General features: G+C 68.5%; 16 protein-coding genes. 12 read left to right on the top strand and 4 right to left on the bottom strand.

Features of this window, described 5'->3' with window-relative positions:
* Position 1 precedes the first annotated feature (1 nt).
* The 12 genes from MAA44156_RS22130 (at position 2) to MAA44156_RS22075 (ending at position 12,808) form a co-directional block, all read left to right on the top strand.
* The gene (locus MAA44156_RS22130) at positions 2-871 is read left to right on the top strand and encodes an MlaE family ABC transporter permease (protein ID WP_003874163.1); all 870 of its coding nucleotides are present in this window, start codon (positions 2-4) and stop codon (positions 869-871) included.
* Between the two features lie 5 nt (positions 872-876).
* On the top strand, positions 877-2,181 hold the full coding sequence (locus tag MAA44156_RS22125) for an MCE family protein (protein WP_156649255.1): 1,305 nt from the start codon (positions 877-879) through the stop codon (positions 2,179-2,181).
* Positions 2,178-3,218 carry a virulence factor Mce family protein gene (locus tag MAA44156_RS22120; protein WP_003874130.1) on the top strand — a complete coding sequence of 347 codons (1,041 nt, stop codon included), beginning with the start codon at positions 2,178-2,180 and terminating at the stop codon, positions 3,216-3,218. The genes MAA44156_RS22125 and MAA44156_RS22120 overlap by 4 nt, the downstream gene beginning before the upstream one ends.
* Positions 3,215-4,780 (top strand): virulence factor Mce family protein, encoded by a 1,566-nt coding sequence (locus tag MAA44156_RS22115; RefSeq protein ID WP_156649254.1) that lies wholly within the window; start codon positions 3,215-3,217, stop codon positions 4,778-4,780. The genes MAA44156_RS22120 and MAA44156_RS22115 overlap by 4 nt, the downstream gene beginning before the upstream one ends.
* The gene (locus tag MAA44156_RS22110; RefSeq protein ID WP_011726386.1) at positions 4,777-6,390 is read left to right on the top strand and encodes a virulence factor Mce family protein; all 1,614 of its coding nucleotides are present in this window, start codon (positions 4,777-4,779) and stop codon (positions 6,388-6,390) included. The genes MAA44156_RS22115 and MAA44156_RS22110 overlap by 4 nt, the downstream gene beginning before the upstream one ends.
* A gap of 71 nt (positions 6,391-6,461) precedes the next feature.
* Positions 6,462-7,622 (top strand): virulence factor Mce family protein, encoded by a 1,161-nt coding sequence (locus MAA44156_RS22105; protein WP_003879093.1) that lies wholly within the window; start codon positions 6,462-6,464, stop codon positions 7,620-7,622.
* The gene (locus MAA44156_RS22100) at positions 7,616-9,166 is read left to right on the top strand and encodes a virulence factor Mce family protein (protein ID WP_009979735.1); all 1,551 of its coding nucleotides are present in this window, start codon (positions 7,616-7,618) and stop codon (positions 9,164-9,166) included. Before MAA44156_RS22105 ends, MAA44156_RS22100 begins: the two co-directional genes overlap by 7 nt.
* Positions 9,136-9,837: an Rv1363c family protein gene (locus MAA44156_RS22095; protein WP_009979734.1), complete on the top strand. Its 702-nt coding sequence runs from the start codon at positions 9,136-9,138 to the stop codon at positions 9,835-9,837. The genes MAA44156_RS22100 and MAA44156_RS22095 overlap by 31 nt, the downstream gene beginning before the upstream one ends.
* Positions 9,834-10,805 carry an RDD family protein gene (locus MAA44156_RS22090; RefSeq protein ID WP_009979733.1) on the top strand — a complete coding sequence of 324 codons (972 nt, stop codon included), beginning with the start codon at positions 9,834-9,836 and terminating at the stop codon, positions 10,803-10,805. The genes MAA44156_RS22095 and MAA44156_RS22090 overlap by 4 nt, the downstream gene beginning before the upstream one ends.
* Complete coding sequence (locus MAA44156_RS22085; protein WP_003874123.1) at positions 10,802-11,356, top strand: Rv1363c family protein; 555 nt, start codon at positions 10,802-10,804, stop codon at positions 11,354-11,356. The genes MAA44156_RS22090 and MAA44156_RS22085 overlap by 4 nt, the downstream gene beginning before the upstream one ends.
* Positions 11,323-12,078, top strand: a complete 756-nt coding sequence (locus tag MAA44156_RS22080; protein ID WP_009979731.1) for a hypothetical protein — start codon at positions 11,323-11,325, stop codon at positions 12,076-12,078. The genes MAA44156_RS22085 and MAA44156_RS22080 overlap by 34 nt, the downstream gene beginning before the upstream one ends.
* Positions 12,079-12,142: 64 nt before the next feature.
* On the top strand, positions 12,143-12,808 hold the full coding sequence (locus MAA44156_RS22075) for a YoaK family protein (protein WP_009979729.1): 666 nt from the start codon (positions 12,143-12,145) through the stop codon (positions 12,806-12,808).
* On the opposite strand, the gene MAA44156_RS22070 is transcribed toward MAA44156_RS22075, so the two are convergent.
* Genes MAA44156_RS22070 through MAA44156_RS22055 form a run of 4 tightly spaced genes read right to left on the bottom strand, consistent with a single transcriptional unit; the run spans position 12,801 to position 17,113 of the window.
* Entirely contained in the window at positions 12,801-13,910 is a 1,110-nt protein-coding gene (locus tag MAA44156_RS22070; protein WP_085978618.1) for a phosphodiester glycosidase family protein, read from the bottom strand. The two genes, MAA44156_RS22075 and MAA44156_RS22070, sit on opposite strands and share 8 nt — an antisense overlap.
* Positions 13,911-13,946: 36 nt before the next feature.
* Positions 13,947-15,413 (bottom strand): YhgE/Pip domain-containing protein, encoded by a 1,467-nt coding sequence (locus tag MAA44156_RS22065; RefSeq protein ID WP_009979727.1) that lies wholly within the window; start codon positions 15,411-15,413, stop codon positions 13,947-13,949.
* A 58-nt stretch (positions 15,414-15,471) separates the two neighbouring features.
* Complete coding sequence (locus MAA44156_RS22060) at positions 15,472-16,197, bottom strand: pirin family protein (protein WP_009979725.1); 726 nt, start codon at positions 16,195-16,197, stop codon at positions 15,472-15,474.
* Between the two features lie 25 nt (positions 16,198-16,222).
* The gene (locus MAA44156_RS22055) at positions 16,223-17,113 is read right to left on the bottom strand and encodes a MarR family transcriptional regulator (RefSeq protein ID WP_011726377.1); all 891 of its coding nucleotides are present in this window, start codon (positions 17,111-17,113) and stop codon (positions 16,223-16,225) included.
* Positions 17,114-17,142 lie beyond the last annotated feature (29 nt).

Below are 17,142 nucleotides of genomic sequence, written 5' to 3'. Positions count from 1 at the left end.
CATGTCAACCGCCGCCGTCTTTCGCTCGCGCTTCCCGCGGGCGGCCGAGAACCTCAACCGCTACGGCCTGGCCGCCGCCCGCGGCCTCGACGACGTCGGCCAGATGGCCTGGTTCGGTGGGGTGGCCCTCGCGCACATCCCGCACGCGCTGAGCCACTACCGCAAGGAGACCCTGCGGCTGATCGCCCAGATCGGCATGGGCACCGGTGCCATGGCCGTCATCGGCGGCACCGTCGCCATCGTCGGCTTCGTCACCCTCTCGGGTAGCTCGCTGGTCGCCATCCAGGGTTTCGCCTCGCTGGGCAACATCGGTGTCGAGGCGTTCACCGGCTTCTTCGCCGCGCTGATCAACGTGCGCATCGCCGCCCCCGTCGTCACCGGCATCGCGATGGCCGCCACGGTCGGCGCCGGCGCCACCGCGGAGCTGGGCGCCATGCGCATCAGCGAGGAGATCGACGCCCTGGAAGTGATGGGCATCAAGTCGATTTCGTTCCTGGCGACCACCCGGATCATGGCCGGGCTGGTGGTGATCATCCCGCTCTACGCGCTGGCGATGATCATGTCGTTCCTGTCCCCGCAGATCACCACGACCGTGCTCTACGGCCAATCCAACGGCACCTACGAGCACTACTTCCGCACGTTCCTGCGGCCCGACGACGTGTTCTGGTCGTTCCTGGAAGCCATCATCATCACCGCGGTGGTGATGATCACCCACTGCTTCTACGGCTACAACGCCGGCGGCGGGCCGGTCGGCGTCGGTGAGGCCGTCGGTCGATCGATGCGGTTCTCCCTGGTCTCGGTGCAGGTCGTCGTGCTGGCCGCCGCGTTGGCGCTCTACGGCGTCAACCCCAACTTCGCGCTCACGGTGTAACCGCCATGGCCCGACCCGTCCAGACCAACGCCCCGCGGACCCCGCCGTACAAGCTGGCCGGGCTGGCGATCCTGGTCGTCGGCGCCCTGGCCCTGGCGCTGATCTACGGCCAGTTCCGCGGCAACTTCACCCCCAAGACCAGCCTGACGATGCTGGCGTCGCGGGCCGGGCTGGTGATGGACCCGGGGTCGAAGGTGACCTACAACGGCGTCGAGATCGGGCGGGTGGGCACGATCTCGGAGACGGTGCGCGACGGCAAGCCGGCGGCGAAATTCACCCTCGAGGTGTATCCGCGGTATCTCAAGCTGATCCCGTCGAACGTGAACGCCGACATCAAGGCGACGACGGTGTTCGGCGGCAAGTACGTGTCGCTGACGACGCCGGCGCACCCGTCGCCGCAGAAGATCACCCCGCACACCATCATCGACGCCCGCTCGGTCACCACCGAGATCAACACCCTGTTCCAGACGATCACCTCGATCGCGGAGAAGGTGGATCCGGTCAAGCTGAATCTGACCTTGAGCGCGGCCGCGCAGTCGTTGTCGGGTCTGGGCGAGAAGTTCGGCCAGTCGGTGGTCAACGCGAATGCGTTGCTCGATGACGTGAACCCACGAATGCCGCAGGCGCGCAAGGACATTCAGGGGTTGGCGGCGCTTGGCGACACCTATGCGGACGCGTCGCCGGACCTGTTCGACTTCCTCAACAATGCGGTGATCACCTCGCGCACGATCAACGCCCAGCAGAAGGATCTGGACCAGGCGCTGTTGTCGGCGGCCGGATTCGGCAACACCGGGGCCGAGCTGTTCACCAAGGGCGGGCCGTATCTGGCGCGCGGCGCCCAAGACCTGATCCCCACCGCTCAACTGCTGGACACCTACAGCCCCGAGATCTACTGCCTGATGCGCAACGAACACGACGCGCTGCCCGCCACCGGCGCGGCCGAGGGTGGTTTCAACGGCTACTCACTCAACATGAACACCGAGGCGCTCTCCGGGCTGGGCCTCATCGCGAACCCGGTGTCCGCGGTGCCCGTCATCGCCTCAATGGTGGGCGGGATCGTCGGCGTGGTCGGCGGCGCGCCCAACCCCTACATCTATCCCGAGAACCTGCCCCGGGTGAACGCCCGCGGCGGGCCGGGCGGCGCGCCCGGATGCTGGCAGAAGATCACCCACGACCTGTGGCCGGCGCCCGAGCTGATCATGGACACCGGCAACAGCATCGCGCCCTACAACCACCTGGACACCGGATCGCCGTACGCGCTCGAGTACGTCTGGGGCCGCCAGGTAGGGGATAACACGATCAACCCATGAAAATCACCGGAACCCTTGTCAGACTCAGCATCTTCTCGGTGGTGCTGCTGATCTTCACCGTGATGATCATCGTGGTGTTCGGTCAGATGCGCTTCGACCGCACCAACGGGTACTCGGCGGAGTTCAGCAACATCAGCGGGCTGCGCGCCGGCCAGTTCGTCCGCGCCTCGGGGGTCGAGGTCGGCAAGGTCAGTTCGGTGCAGCTGGTCGACGGCGGCAAGCGGGCACGGGTGGAATTCAACGTCGACCGCTCGGTGCCGCTGTACCAGTCGACGACGGCGCAGATCCGCTACCTCGACCTGATCGGCAACCGCTACCTGGAGCTCAAGCGCGGTCAGGGCGAAGGCGCGGACAAGGTGCTGCCGCCCGGCGGGTTCATCCCGCTGTCGCGGACCCAGCCCGCGCTCGACCTCGACGCGTTGATCGGTGGTTTCAAGCCGCTGTTCCGGGCGCTGGACCCGCAGAAGGTCAACACCATCGCCACCGCGCTGGTCACCGTGTTCCAGGGCCAGGGCGGCACCATCAACGACATCCTCGACCAGACCGCGCAGCTGACCAGCCAGCTCGGCGAGCGCGACCAGGCGATCGGCGAGGTGATCAAGAACCTGAACACCGTGCTGGACACCACCGTCCGGCACCGCCAGCAGTTCGACCAGACGATCAACAACCTGGAGGTGTTGATCACCGGGCTCAAGGACCACGGCGACCAGCTGGCCGGCGGGACCGCGCACATCAGCAACGCCGCCGGCACCGTCGCCGACCTGCTCGCCGAGGACCGCTCACTGCTGCACAAGACGCTGAACTACCTCGACGCCGTGCAGCAGCCGCTGATCGACCAGCAGGACCAGCTGCAGGACTACCTCAAGAAGGTGCCGACCGCGCTGAACATGATCGGGCGCGCCATCGGGTCCTACGGGGACTTCGTGAACTTCTACGCCTGCGACATCACGCTCAAGATCAACGGCCTGCAGGCCGGTGGCCCGGTCCGCACGGTCCGGCTGTTCCAGCAGCCGACGGGTAGGTGCACACCGCAATGAGAACACTCGAACCCCCCAACCGGGTCCGCATCGGCCTGATGGGCATCGTGGTGACGGTGCTGGTGATCGGCGTCGGCCAGAGCTTCACCAGCGTCCCGATGCTGTTCGCCAAGCCCAGCTACTACGGCCAGTTCACCGACTCCGGCGGCATCAACACCGGCGACAAGGTGCGCATCGCCGGCATGGACGTCGGCAAGGTGGAGGGCCTCAAGATCGACGGCGACCACATCGTGGTGAAGTTCTCCATCGGCACCAACACCATCGGCACCGAGAGCCGGCTGGCGATCAAGACCGACACCATCCTCGGCAAGAAGATCCTCGACGTCGAGGCCCGCGGCAGCCAGCAGTTGCGACCCGGGTCGACGCTGCCGCTGGGCCAGAGCACCACGCCGTACCAGATTTACGACGCGTTCTTCGACGTCACCAAGGCCGCCCAGGGCTGGGACATCGAGACCGTCAAGCAGTCGCTGCACGTGCTGTCGCAGACCATCGACCAGACCTACCCGCACCTGAGCCCGGCGCTCGACGGGGTGGCCAAGTTCTCCGACACCATCGGCAAGCGCGACGAACAGGTCAAGCATCTGCTGGCCCAGGCCAACCAGGTGGCCAGCGTGCTGGGTGATCGCAGCGACCAGATCGACCGGTTGCTGGTCAACACCAAGACGCTGCTGGCCGCCTTCAACGAACGCGGGCAGGCCATCAACGCCCTGCTGGACAACATCGCCGCGTTCTCCGAACAGGTCAAGGGCCTGATCAACGACAACCCCAACCTCAACCACGTGCTGGAGCAGCTGCGCACGGTCAGCGACATCCTGGTGCAGCGCAAGGACGACCTGGCCAACGGGTTGACCGAGGTCGGCAAGTTCCTGCCGTCGCTGAACGAGGCCATCGCGTCGGGCCCGTTCTTCAAGGTGGTCCTGCACAACCTTGCCCTGTACCAGATCTCGCAGCCGTGGGTGGACGCCGCGTTCAAGAAGCGCGGCATCGACCCGGAGGACTTCTGGCGCAGCGCCGGGTTGCCGGCCTACCGGTTCCCCGACCCCAACGGCACCCGGTTCCCCAACGGCGCGCCGCCGCCGGCGCCGCCGGTGCTCGAGGGCACCCCGGACCACCCGGGCCCGGCCGTGCCGCCGGGGTCGCCCTGCTCGTACACGCCGGCGGCCGACGGGCTGCCCCGCCCCGACAACCCGCTGCCCTGCGCGGGTGCGGTGACGGGCCCGTTCGGCGGGCCGGGCTTCCCGGCGCCGGTCGACGTGATGACGTCGCCGCCCAACCCCGCCGGCCTGCCGCCCACGCCCGGCATCCCGATCGCGGGCCGGCCCGGCGACGCGCCGCCGGACGTTCCGGGCACGCGGGTGCCGCTGCCGACGCAGGCGCCGCCGGGCGCCCGGACCGAGAACCTCGCACCGGCCGGACCGGTGCCGCCGCCGTCGACGTTCGCGCCGGGGCTGCCGCCGGGTCCGCCGGCACCCCCCGGGCCGGGCAACCAGTTGCCGGCGCCGTTCATCAACCCCGGCGGGACCGGAGGCAGCGGCGCAGCGGGGGGAGGTAGCCAGAATTGAGCACCATCTTTGACATCCGCAACATCCGGCTGCCGAAGCTGTCCCGGACGTCGGTGATTCTCGGGGCGTTGGTGATCGTGCTGGCGCTGGTCGTCGGCTACGTCGGTTGGCGGCTGTACGAGAAGCTGACCAACAACACCGTGGTGGCCTACTTCCCGGCCGCCAACGCCCTCTACCCGGGTGACAAGGTCCAGATCATGGGCCTGCGGGTGGGCGCGATCGACAAGATCGAGCCGTCCGGCGACAAGATGAAGGTCACCTTCCACTACCAGAACAAGTACCGGGTGCCGGCCAACGCGTCGGCAGTGATCCTCAACCCGACCCTGGTGGCGTCGCGGGCCATTCAGCTGGAGCCGCCGTACAAGGGCGGACCCGTGCTGGCCGACAACGCGGTGATCCCCGAGGAGCGCACCCAGGTGCCGGTGGAGTGGGACCAGCTGCGCAACAGCATCACCAACATCATCTCGAAGCTGGGTCCCACGGCCGAGCAGCCCAAGGGCCCGTTCGGTGAGGTCATCGAGTCGTTCGCGGACGGGCTGGCCGGCAAGGGCAAGCAGTTCAACACGACGCTGACCAACCTGTCGCGGGCGTTGACTGCGCTGAACGAGGGGCGCGGCGACTTCTTCGCGGTGGTGCGCAGCCTGGCGCTGTTCGTCAACGCGCTGCACCAGGACGACCAGCAGTTCGTCGCGCTCAACCAGAACCTGGCGGACTTCACCACCCGGCTGGCGCATTCCGACGGCGACCTGGCCAACGCGATCGAGCAGTTCGACAGCCTGCTGACCACGGTGCGCCCGTGGCTGGACAAGAACCGCGGGGTGCTGACCTACGACGTCAAGAACCTGGAGACGGCGACCAACGCGCTGCTGCAACCGGACCCGCTGAACGGGCTGGAGACCGCGCTGCACGTGCTGCCGACGGCCGCGGCCAACATCAACCAGATCTATCACCCGTCGCACGGGTCGGTGGTCGCCATTCCGTCGATCACCAACTTCGCCAACCCGATGCAGTTCATCTGCAGCGCGATCCAGGCCGGCAGCCGGTTGGGCTACCAGGAGTCGGCGGAACTGTGCGCGCAGTACCTGGCGCCGATCCTCGACGCGATCAAGTTCAACTACCCGCCGTTCGGGTTGAACCTGTTCTCCACCGCCGAGACGCTGCCTAAGGAAGTCGCCTACTCCGAGCCGCGGCTGCAGCCGCCCAACGGTTACAAGGACACCACTGTGCCGGGTATCTGGGTGCCGGACACCCCGACGTCGCACCGCAACACCCAGCCGGGCTGGATCGTCGCCCCGGGCATGCAGGGCCAGCAGGTCGGGCCGATCACCGCGGGCCTGATGACGCCCGACTCGCTGGAAGAGCTCATGGGAGGACCCAACATCGCCCCCGTCCAGTCGAATCTGCAGACCCCGCCGGGTCCGCCGAACGCCTACGACGAGAACCCGATCCTGCCGCCCATGGGTCTGAACGCCCCGGTGCCGATCCCGCCGCCACCGCCCGGGCCGGGCGTGGCCCCGGGCCCGGTGGCGCCGACGCCGGCGCCGGTGTCGGCCCCCGCACCCAACGCGGGCGGTCCGGCGGCCCCGGCTGACTTCGGAGGTGGCCAGTGAGGCACGCGACGAGCGCCATGGGCGCGAGGAGCAAGCCGAACCGTCGGCCCCTGAGGGGCGCGACGAGCGCCATGGGCGCGCTTCGGGTGATCCGGCGCCGGTCCTGGCAGGGGCTGACGCTGCTGGTGGCCGCGATGGTGCTGACGTCCTGTGGCTGGAAAGGCATTTCGAACGTCTCCATCCCGGGCGGTCCCGGCAGCGGGCCCAACTCCTACAACATCTACGTGCAGGTGCCCGACACCCTGGCCATCAACGGCAACAGCAAGGTGATGGTCGCCGACGTGTTCGTCGGCTCGATCAAGGCCATCCAGCTGAAGAACTGGATCGCCACGCTGACGCTGGGCATCAACAAGAACGTCAAGCTGCCCAAGAACGCCACCGCCAAGATCGGCCAGACCTCGCTGCTGGGTTCGCAGCACGTCGAGCTCGCCGCGCCGCCCAACCCGTCGCCCGAGCTGCTCAAGGACGGCGACACCATTCCGCTGAAGAACTCGTCGTCCTACCCGACCACCGAGCAGACGCTGGCCAGCCTGTCGCTGATCCTGCGCGGCGGCGGCATCCCCAACCTGGAGGTGCTGCAGAACGAGGTCTACAACATCTTCAACGGGCGCGGCGAGGCGATCCGGGCGCTGCTGGGCAAGCTGGACACCTTCACCAACCAGCTCAACCAGCAGCGCGACGACATCACCCACGCCATCGACTCCACCAACCGGCTGCTCACCTACGTGGGTGGCCGCGCGGACGTGGTGGACCGGCTGCTCACCGACGTGCCGCCGCTGATCAAGCATTTCGCCGACACCAAGCAGCTGCTGATCAACGCCGTCGACTCGGTGGGACGGCTGAGCCAGGCCGCCGACCAGTACCTGTCGGAAGCGCGCGGGCCGCTGCACACCGACCTGCAGGCGCTGCAGTGCCCGCTCAAGGAGCTCGGCAAGGCCTCGCCGTACCTGATCGGCGCGCTGAAGCTGATCCTGACCCAGCCGTTCGACATCGACACCGTGCCGAAGATCTTCCGCGGCGACTACATCAACATCTCGCTGACGCTGGACCTGACCTACAGCGCCGTCGACAACGCGTTCCTCACCGGGACCGGGTTGTCGGGAGCCCTGCGGGCGCTGGAGCAGTCCTACGGCCGTGACCCCGAGACGATGATCCCGGACGTGCGCTACACGCCGAACCCGAACGACGCGCCGGGTGGCCCGCTGGTGGAAAGGGGGGACCGGAATTGCTGACTCCCTTCGTCCGACGCCAACTGGTCGCCTTCGGGATCCTGACCGTCATCTCGCTGCTCGTGCTCGGCATCTACTACCTGCAGATCCCTAGCCTGGTGGGGATCGGCCGGTACACGCTCAAGGCCGAGCTGCCGGCGTCGGGCGGCCTGTACCCGACGGCCAACGTCACCTATCGCGGCATCACCATCGGCAAGGTCACCGACGTCGAGCCCACCGAGCACGGCGCCGAGGCGACCATGAGCATCGACAGCCACTACAAGATCCCGATCGACGCGGTGGCCAACGTGCACTCGGTGTCGGCGGTCGGCGAGCAGTACCTGGATCTGGTGTCGAGCGGAAACCCGGGCAAGTACCTGTCGTCCGGGCAGACCATCACCAAGGGCACGGTGCCGGCCGAGATCGGGCCGGCCCTGGACACTGCGAACCGCGGGCTGGCGGTGCTGCCCAAGGAGAAGATCGGCCAGTTGCTCGACGAGACGGCGCAGTCCGTCGGCGGGTTGGGCCCCAACCTGCAGCGGCTGGTCGACGCCACCCAGGCCATCGTCGGCGACTTCAAGAACCAGATCACCGACGTCAACGACATCATCGAGCACTCCGGGCCGGTGATCGACAGCCAGGTCAAATCCGGTGACGCCATCGAGCGCTGGGCGCGCAACCTGAACCGGCTGGGCGCCCAGTCCGCGCAGGAGGACTCGCACCTGAAAAGCCTGCTGCGCCAGGCGGGGCCGACGGCCGACCAGGTCAACGACGTCTTCAACGACGTGCGGGAATCGCTGCCGCAGACGCTGGCCAACCTCGAGGTGGTCATCGACCTGCTCAAGCGCTACCACACCGGTGTCGAGCAGGTGCTGGTGTTCCTGCCGCAGGGCGCATCGATCGCCCAGACGGTGGCAGCACCGTTCCCCAACATGGCCGCGCTGGACCTGGCGTTGTCGATCAACCAGCCGCCGCCGTGCCTGACCGGGTTCATCCCGGCCTCGGAGTGGCGCTCCCCGGCGGACACCAGCCTCCAGCCGCTGCCCACGGGCACCTACTGCAAGATCCCGATGGACACCCCGGCCAACAGCGTGCGCGGGTCGCGCAACATCCCCTGCACCGACATCCCGGGCAAACGCGCTGCCACCCCGCGGGAATGCCGCGACCCCAAGCCCTACGTGCCAGCCGGCACCAACCCCTGGTACGGCGACCCCAACCAGATCCTGACCTGCCCCGCACCGGCCGCGCGCTGCGACCAGCCGGTCAAGCCCGGCATGGTGATCCCGGCGCCGTCGGTGGACAACGGGTTGAACCCGGCGCCCTCGGACCGGGTGGCCGGCACACCCCCGCCGGTCAGCGACCCGTTGTCGCGGCCGGGGTCGGGTACGGTGCAGTGCAACGGCCAGCAGCCCAACCCGTGTGTCTACAAGCCCAGCGGGCCGCCCACCGCGGTCTACAGTCCCCAAAGCGGTGAACTGGTGGGGCCGGACGGGGTGAAATACTCCGTCGAGAACTCGACCAGAACAGGAGACGACGGATGGAAGGAGATGCTGGCGCCAGCCGGCTGAACCCCATCGACACGGACGACGATTCGTTGAGCCCCCAGGACAAGGACGAGGATTCGACGGCACCCGCAAGCACCGACGAGCAGACCGGTTCGCAGGGTGCTCCCGGGGTGGCGGGGGAATCCGCACCCGATGACGCCGACGACGCCGTGCCCGTTGCGGCCGTTCCGCGCGGCCCCTCCCGGCTGGGGCGCGGGTGGCTGGCCGCCATCGCCGCGGTGCTGGTGCTGTGCGCCGCCGGCATCGGCGCGGGCGGCTACCTGGCGCTGCGCTACCACCACGAAAGCCAGGTGATCGCCCGCAACAACGCCGCCGCGCTGAAGGCGGCGGTGGACTGCGTCGAGGCCACCCAGGCGCCGGACACCAACGCCATGACCGCCAGCGAGCAGAAGATCATCGACTGCGGCACAGACGCTTACCGCTCGCAGGCGCTGCTGTACACCAGCATGCTGGTGCAGGCGTACCAGTCCGCGAACATTCACGTCCAGGTGTCCGACGTGCGGGCCGCGGTCGAGCGCAACAACCCCGACGGTTCGATCGACATCCTGGTCGCGCTGCGGGTCAAGGTGGCCAGCGACCAGTCGCAGAACGAATCCGGCTACCGGCTGCGGGTGAAAATGGCCCTCGCCGAAGGGCAGTACAAGATCTCCAAGCTCGACCAGGTGACGAAGTGACGGTGCTGGTCGAACAGGCCGCGACCATGGGCACGCCGGAACCAGTGCGAGAAGCCTTGGCGCCCTGGCACTCTCGCGTCGGCGCCTTCGCCATCGACGTGGCACCGGGCGCCGCCGTCATCGCCACCATGGCGCTGGTGTCCTTCACGGTGCCGGCCCGCGGCGTGTGGTGGTGGGTGGGCGTCTGCGTGCTGGGCGTCGTCACGCTGCTGGCACTGGTCAACCGGCTGCTGCTGCCGGTGATCACCGGGTGGAGCCTGGGCCGCGCACTGGCCGGCATCGCGGTGACCCGCCGCACGGGCGCGGCCCCGGGGCCGTGGCGGCTGCTGCTGCGCGACCTGGCGCACCTGCTCGACACCGCGTCGATCGTGGGATGGCTTTGGCCGCTGTGGGATTCACGCCGCCGCACGTTCGCCGACATGCTGGCTGGCACCGAAGTGCGGCGCTTGGCGCCGGAGCAGGTGCCGCCGCACATCACCCGCTGGGCCGCGGCCGCGGTGCTGGGCGCGGCGGCGGTGTGCCTGGGCGGTGCCGCGATGAGTTACGGCGTGGTGTACTCCGCGGATCGGGCCTCCGATCAGACCCGCGCGCAGATCGCCACCCAGGGGCCGAAAATCGTGGCCCAGATGCTGACGTACGACCCGAAGTCGCTGCACGACGACTTCGCCCGGGCCCAGTCGCTGGCCACCGACAAGTATCGGCGCCAGCTCCAGACCCAGCAGGACGTGGTGCAGAAGGGCAACCCGGTGATCAACGAATATTGGGTGACCAATAGCTCGATCGAGTCCGCGAGCCGCGACCGTGCGACCATGTTGCTGTTCATGCAAGGCCGCCGCGGCGCCGCACCCGAGGTGCGCTACATCAGCGCCACCGTGCGGGTGAGCTTCGCCAAGGTTGGCGAAAACACCTGGCGGGTCGACGATCTCACCGTCCTGACCAAGCCGAAACCGCCGGGCGGGGCGAAATGAGTCCGCGCCGCAAGTTCGCGCCCGGCGAGCGGCCACTGCTCGTCGCGCGCCCGGTCCGGCCGCCGCGAGGATGGCTGCTGCCGCTCGCCGGCACGGCCGCCGCGCTGCTCATGGTCACGGCGGTCACGCTCTGCGCGCTGATGCTGGTCTCGCACGAATCCCGGGAGCGGGCGGCCTCGAAGGATCGCGAGGTGCTCAGCTACGTCAGCGGCTTCATGACCCAATTCACCTCCATCGATCCCTTTCACGCCAACGATTACGTGAATCGGATCCTGGCCCAGGCGACCGGCGACTTCGCCAAGCAATACGAGAAGAACGCCAACGAGATCCTGCTCCAGGTCGCCCGGGCCGAGCCGGCCACCGGCACCGTCCTGGACGCCGGACTGGAACGGTGGAACGACGACGGCAGCGCCAATGTCATGGTGGCCACGGCAATCACCACCAAGTCGCCGGATGAGAAACAGGTGTTGGAGAACACCAACCGTTGGGCGGCAACCGCCACGCAGGAAGGGAACCAGTGGAAGATCAGCAGCCTGCAGCAGGTGATCTGACCGCCGAGGAGAACCCGGCCGCCGACCAGAATGAGGCGACGGTTGCGGCAGCGGGCGACGATCGGGAAAACGGTGACGCGGCAACGGAATCCGAGGCGGCCAAGACCTCGGACGCCGCACCGGCCGACGGCGCCGAGGACAGCCACTCCGCCGAGACCGTCGAGACCGCCGGTGCCGCGCCGGCCGCCGGTCGCCGCACCAAGCGGCTGGCGGGGAAGGCCTGGGCCGTCGCCGCCATGGTCGCCGCGCTGCTCTTCGTCGGCTCGGCCGGGTTCGCCGGCGCGATGGTGCAGCCCTACCTGGCCGACCGCGCCGTCGCCGCGACGAAACTGAAGGTGGCGCGGACCGCGGCCAACGCGATCACCACGCTGTGGACTTACACGCCGGAAAACATGGACACCCTGGCCGATCGCGCATCCGCCTACCTCAGCGGCGATTTCGAAGCGCAGTACCGCAAATTCGTCGACGCCATCGTGGCACCGAACAAACAGGCCAAGATCACCAACCACACCGACGTCACCGGCGCGGCCGTCGAATCGCTCGACGACACCAACGCGGTGGTCATCGTCTACACCAACACCACATCCACCAGTCCGCTGACCAAGAACGTGCCGTCGCTGAAATACCTGTCCTACCGGTTGTTCATGAAGCGCGCCAAGAGCCGCTGGCTGGTCACCAGGATGACGACCATCACCTCGCTGGACCTGACCCCGAAGGTCTGACCCGGCGCACCGAAACAGGCTGCAGCCCATGGCCGTTACCTCCCCGGTATCGAAACGGTGGACGGTGGCGGCGCTGCTGTTGCTGACCTTCGCGACCGGACTGGCCGACGCGATCAGCATCCTGGTGCTCGGTCACGTCTTCGTCGCCAACATGACCGGAAACGTGATCTTCCTGGGGTTCTGGCTGGCGCCGCGGACCAGCATTGACCTGACCGCGGTCGTGGTGGCGCTGCCCACGTTCGCCTGCACCACCATCCTCAGCGGCAGGCTGGCACGGCATTTCGGCGAGCGGGTCCGGGCGTGGATCAGCACGGTGCTGGCGACCGAGATCGTGTTACTGGTGGGACTGTCGGTGCTGGCGGGGTCGGGAATCCTGAGCTACCAACAGGATTCGAAGCTCCTGATGATCGGCATCCTCGCCGTGACGTTCGGTCTGCAGCACTCCAGTGCGCGGCAGTTCGGGATCCAGGAGTTCTCCACCACGGTGTTGACGTCGACGATCGTCAGCCTCGGCCTGGACAGTCGCCTGGCCGGCGGTTCCGGCGAACGGCAGCGGCTGCGGATCGGCGTCGTCGCCACGATGTGCGCCGGCGCGTTCCTGGGCGCGACGATGTCCCGGTATGTGGTCGCGCCGGTGTTCGTGGTCGCGGCGGCGGTGATCGCCGCCAGCCTGCTGATCTTCCGGTTCGGCCCGCCCGCGGCCAAACCCGCTGCGGCGGAAGCTAATTGAAGGCCAGCCAGCTGGGCAGCGCCCGCTCATGCGAGTCGCAGAGCACCTGGCGGGTGTCGCACGATCCCCGCGGCGAGCCGGCGCCGGCCCACATCCCGCCGGTGTCGCGGCGCAGCACGATCGCCGACGAGCCACCGCCGTCGAGCAGCACGGCGTTGTCGCTGCCCAGGCCGCGGAACAGGTCCTGCATGTTGTCCGGGGTGTAGCTGCCGCCCTCGAAGATGTACATCTCGTCCTTCTGCCGGGCGTAGCCGATCGCGGTGCGCGCCGCGCTCGGCCCGCCGTCGTGCAGCTGCCCGGTGTTGCCGGGTGCCAGCAGGCCGATGCCCGACACCGCGACGAACTTCTCGTTCTTGTTCAGCAGGTCGGCGACGACGGGAGTGGCGGCGTCGTAGTCGCTTTTGGTCTTGGGCCACACCACATATGGTGCCCCGCCGGACGGAAGGATCATCGTGGTCAGCGCGCTCCAGCTCTCCCCGCCGCCGGACAGGCCCTGCTTGCCGGGGTAGGCGACGGTGCCGGTGACCGCCTGGTTGGCCCGGCCGCGGCCGTTGGTGTTGTCCACGAAGGCGCCCAGCGGCGAGCTGCAGCCGGTCTGGCGCCAGGAGCCGCCCTTCTGCGGGCGCACGTCGAAGAAGTTGGCGTTGATCGCGATCGTCGGCTGGCCCATCCGCTGCCACGCCTGCAGCGGGGCGTAGAGCTCGGAGGCCTGCCACAGGCCCTCGGCGGTGCGGGCGCCGGGGTTGTTCTCGCAGCGGGCCTGGTCGCCCTGGTGGGTGTCGACCAGCAGGTGCGGCGAAAGCCGTCCCGCCGCGTTCTTGATGATCATCAGGTGCCCGCCGTTGTTCATCTCATACCAGCTGCCGCCGGCGTTGAGCATCGGCGCCGGATGGCCGGGGCCGAAGTTGTAGACCAGGTAGGAGCCGCGGGTGCTGCTGATCGCGTTGGCCAGCAGGTCACGGCCGTCAGCGGCCCGGGCCAGCGGCTGCCCGGAGGTGACGGCCAGGGTGAGGCAGGCGGACAGGGCGGTGCAGCACGCCGCCAGCCGGCGGAAGCTGGCGCGTCGGGTCAGCACGATAGCCCTTTCGGCCATGAAGTGAATGCAACGTACACATCATCCGCCCCACAAGTCTCACTGTCAATATAAGTAACGGGTCGGTGACGTTCCGGGCACGTCCGAATTACGTTTGCGCGCTTGGGCTTTCAGGTTCGTCGGGCTCTCCGGCTCGGCCGGGGTCTCCGGCTCGACGGGGCTGTCCGGCGGCTGAGTGGACTTGCCGCGCCGGGCCTGGTGTTGGGCCTGGTGGTCCTGGGCGATCGCGAATTCGACCGCGCCCGGAATCCGGTGAAAGCCCTTGCGGTCGTAGAGATGTGTGACGATGCCGCCCAGCAGTAGCCCGATGACCAGGCCGGCCGACGTCATGGTGAGCGCCTGGCTCAGGCCGGCGTCGCCGCGGCCGCCGAAGTACAGCAGCGAGCGGGTGCCCAGGAAAACCTGGTGCATGGGCTCGAATTCGGCCAGCCAGCGGAACAACGGCGGCGTCGCCTCCAGCGGCACCGTGGCGCCGGCGGACGGCAACCCGAAGATCACGAACACCAGCATGCTGACCAACATGCCGGCCGTCCCCAGCACCGACAGCAGCGAACTGGACGTGATACCCACTGCGGCGATGGCGAATACGCCGTAGGCCCACAGTTCCCAGCTCAGGTCGATGGGCATGCCGAGCCCGTTGGCGATCGCCAGATACACCGCCGACGTGAGCAGCCCGAGCAGCACCATCATCGCCCACTTCAACAGCAACGTCTGGAATCTGGAGATGCGGACCTGCTCGGCGAAGCGGTACACGGGGCCGAATTCGGCCGGCACGTAACCCAATAGGGCGTCGACCAGGGTGCTCACCACGATGCTGCCGGTGAAGCCGGCCAGCAACAGCAGCAGCGCGTAATAGAAGGCCGACAACCCGTTGCCGGTGCCGTTGGGCAGCGGGTTGTAAACGACCGACTGGATCTCGATCGGCGAGCTGAGGCCGGCCTGGGTCGCCCCGGGCAGCGGCGCGCCACCGGTCTGCGCCGTCACCTCGGCCATAACCCGTTGCGCGGCTATCCCGTTCGCCGTCCCCATCGCCGAGTTGAGGGTCTGGCCGGCGATGCTGGCGCCCAGCGTGCCGGCCCGCGGATTGGTGGAGACGGTGATCGACGGTTTGTCGGGGCGGGCGGGCGACACCGCGCTGGTGGCGAAGTCGCGCAGCTTCGAGGAGAAGCTGGGCGGTATCAGCAGCGAGCCGTACACCCGTCCGGTGTCCAGTTGATGTTTGGCCTCGTCGCGCGAGAGCACCCGGATGTCGAACTTGTTCCGGTCCAATCCGGTGGCCAGCCGGTCGACGATTTGCGCGCCGCCGGGGCCCGCGTCCTCGTTGACCACCGCGATGGGGAAATGACGCAGATTGGTCGTCGGGTTCAAGATGCCGCCCAGATACAGCGCGCACAACGCGGACATCAGCGCCAACGTGATAACCAGGGGAGCCGCCCAGAACCGAACGGTGCGGACCGCCTTGATGTTCCGGTTGGGGTTGGGCGCCGCGTGCTGCGGGTGCGATCTGGCCATGCCGACTCCTGTCTGTCGTGCCCACTCTATGGGCTCGCGTCGCCGGCCCTCTATGACCTCAGCCGCCCAGTCGGGCGTGCATCTCCCAGATCAGCAGTTCCGACGGCTCGAGTCCGGTGACGCGGCGGCCGTCGGTGTCGGTGAACCGCACCGCGTCGCCCGGGTGCAGTTCCCCGACATCCTCGATGTCGGCCCGGCCCCGGGCGAGGAAAACGTGCAGGCAGGGCGCCGCCGGAAGGTCAACGGCGGCGGCCGCCGGCAGCCGGGCGCCGTGCAGTGCGGCGTTGCGGTTGTGCAGGCTGATCGCCGCGTCGTGGCCCCGTATGCCCGAGGCGATCGTCACCAGGCCGCCGCCCAGCGCGGTGTCGTCGATCTCGTGCTGCTGGTAGCTCGGGTCGATCCCGGCTTCGTCGGGGATCACCCACATCTGCACGAAATGGACCGGGAGGCTGGGGGAGTCGTTGCGCTCCGAGTGCAGAATGCCGCGGCCCGCCGACATGCGTTGCGCCAGACCGGGATAGACCACCCCACGATTGCCGGTCGAGTCCTGATGCGCCAGCGCACCGGCCAGCACCCACGTCACGATCTCCATGTCCCGATGCGGGTGGGTGTCGAATCCCGTTCCCGGGGAGACGATGTCGTCGTTGTTGACCAGCAGCAGCCCGAAGTGGGTGTTGTCCGGGTCGTAGTGGTCGCCGAACGAGAACGAGTGCCGCGATGTCAGCCACGGTGTGGTGGTGACGGCCCGGGTCGCCGCCCGCCGAATCTCGAAGCCGGCTGACATGTCCCCAGACTAGTCGCCGCCCGGCTCAGCGAACCGGGGCGGTGAGCAGCCGCCGGGCCTGTTCCAGCGCGTCGTCGAGTTCGGGCAGGGTCAAACCGGCCGAGTGACCGAGGTGGATCTCGATCTGGTATTCCGGCTGGCCGTCGTGGCCGAAGATCGGAAGCACCACGAATTCCGTTGTGGGCAACTCTGTTTCGAGGACATCGGTGACGGAGCGCAGGGTCACCATGGTCATCAGCGTGGTGAGCCGCCGGGCGACCTGGGCCGTCGGCTCCAGCGATGCCAGCGCCTCGGCCAGCCGATTGTGCAGGGAGCGGTGCGTGTCGTCGAACCGCCACGCGCCGTAGCCGCGGGCCCGGATGTCGGCGAGCACCCGTTGGTGCTGGGCGATCTCGGTGCGCGTGAGCCGGGGCGTCACGCGACGCAGCCAGGCCTGGACGGCATCGTCGTCGCGCCAGGCCATCGCCACCAGACCGAAGGGCGGGTCGATGGGGAAGCGCTGTCCGACGGCGTGTTCGCCGTCGGTGCCGTGGCCGACGCTGTCGACGGTGGTCAGGTGCCGGGCGCCGATCTTCGACATGGAGCAGCCCGCGCCGAGCCGCTCGTGCAGCAAGCGCAGCGCGTCGCGCCCGCGATCCAGCAGCGGGAACTGCTCGCGCAGCCCGTGCACCAGCCCGAACAGGCCGCTGCCCAGCACGTAGCGGCGATCGTCGCGCCGCGTCACCCAGGCCCGCCGTTCCAGCTCGGCCAGCACCAGCGCGCAGGTCGAACTGCTGATCGCGCAGCCCTTGGCCAGCTCGGCCGACGTCAGGCCGCCGGGTGAATCGGCCACGGCCGCAAGCACATCCATTACCCGCGCGGTCGGCGGCGATTTCACGCCCGACCTGCGCGGGGTCTCACCGATTGACTTGGCCACCGTCGCCTTCCTACTATCCGTCCAAAATA

The sequence above is a fragment of the Mycobacterium avium subsp. avium genome, from assembly GCF_009741445.1.
GTDB classification, from domain to species: Bacteria; Actinomycetota; Actinomycetes; order Mycobacteriales; family Mycobacteriaceae; genus Mycobacterium; species Mycobacterium avium.
This window is presented reverse-complemented; position numbering and strand designations above follow the sequence as displayed.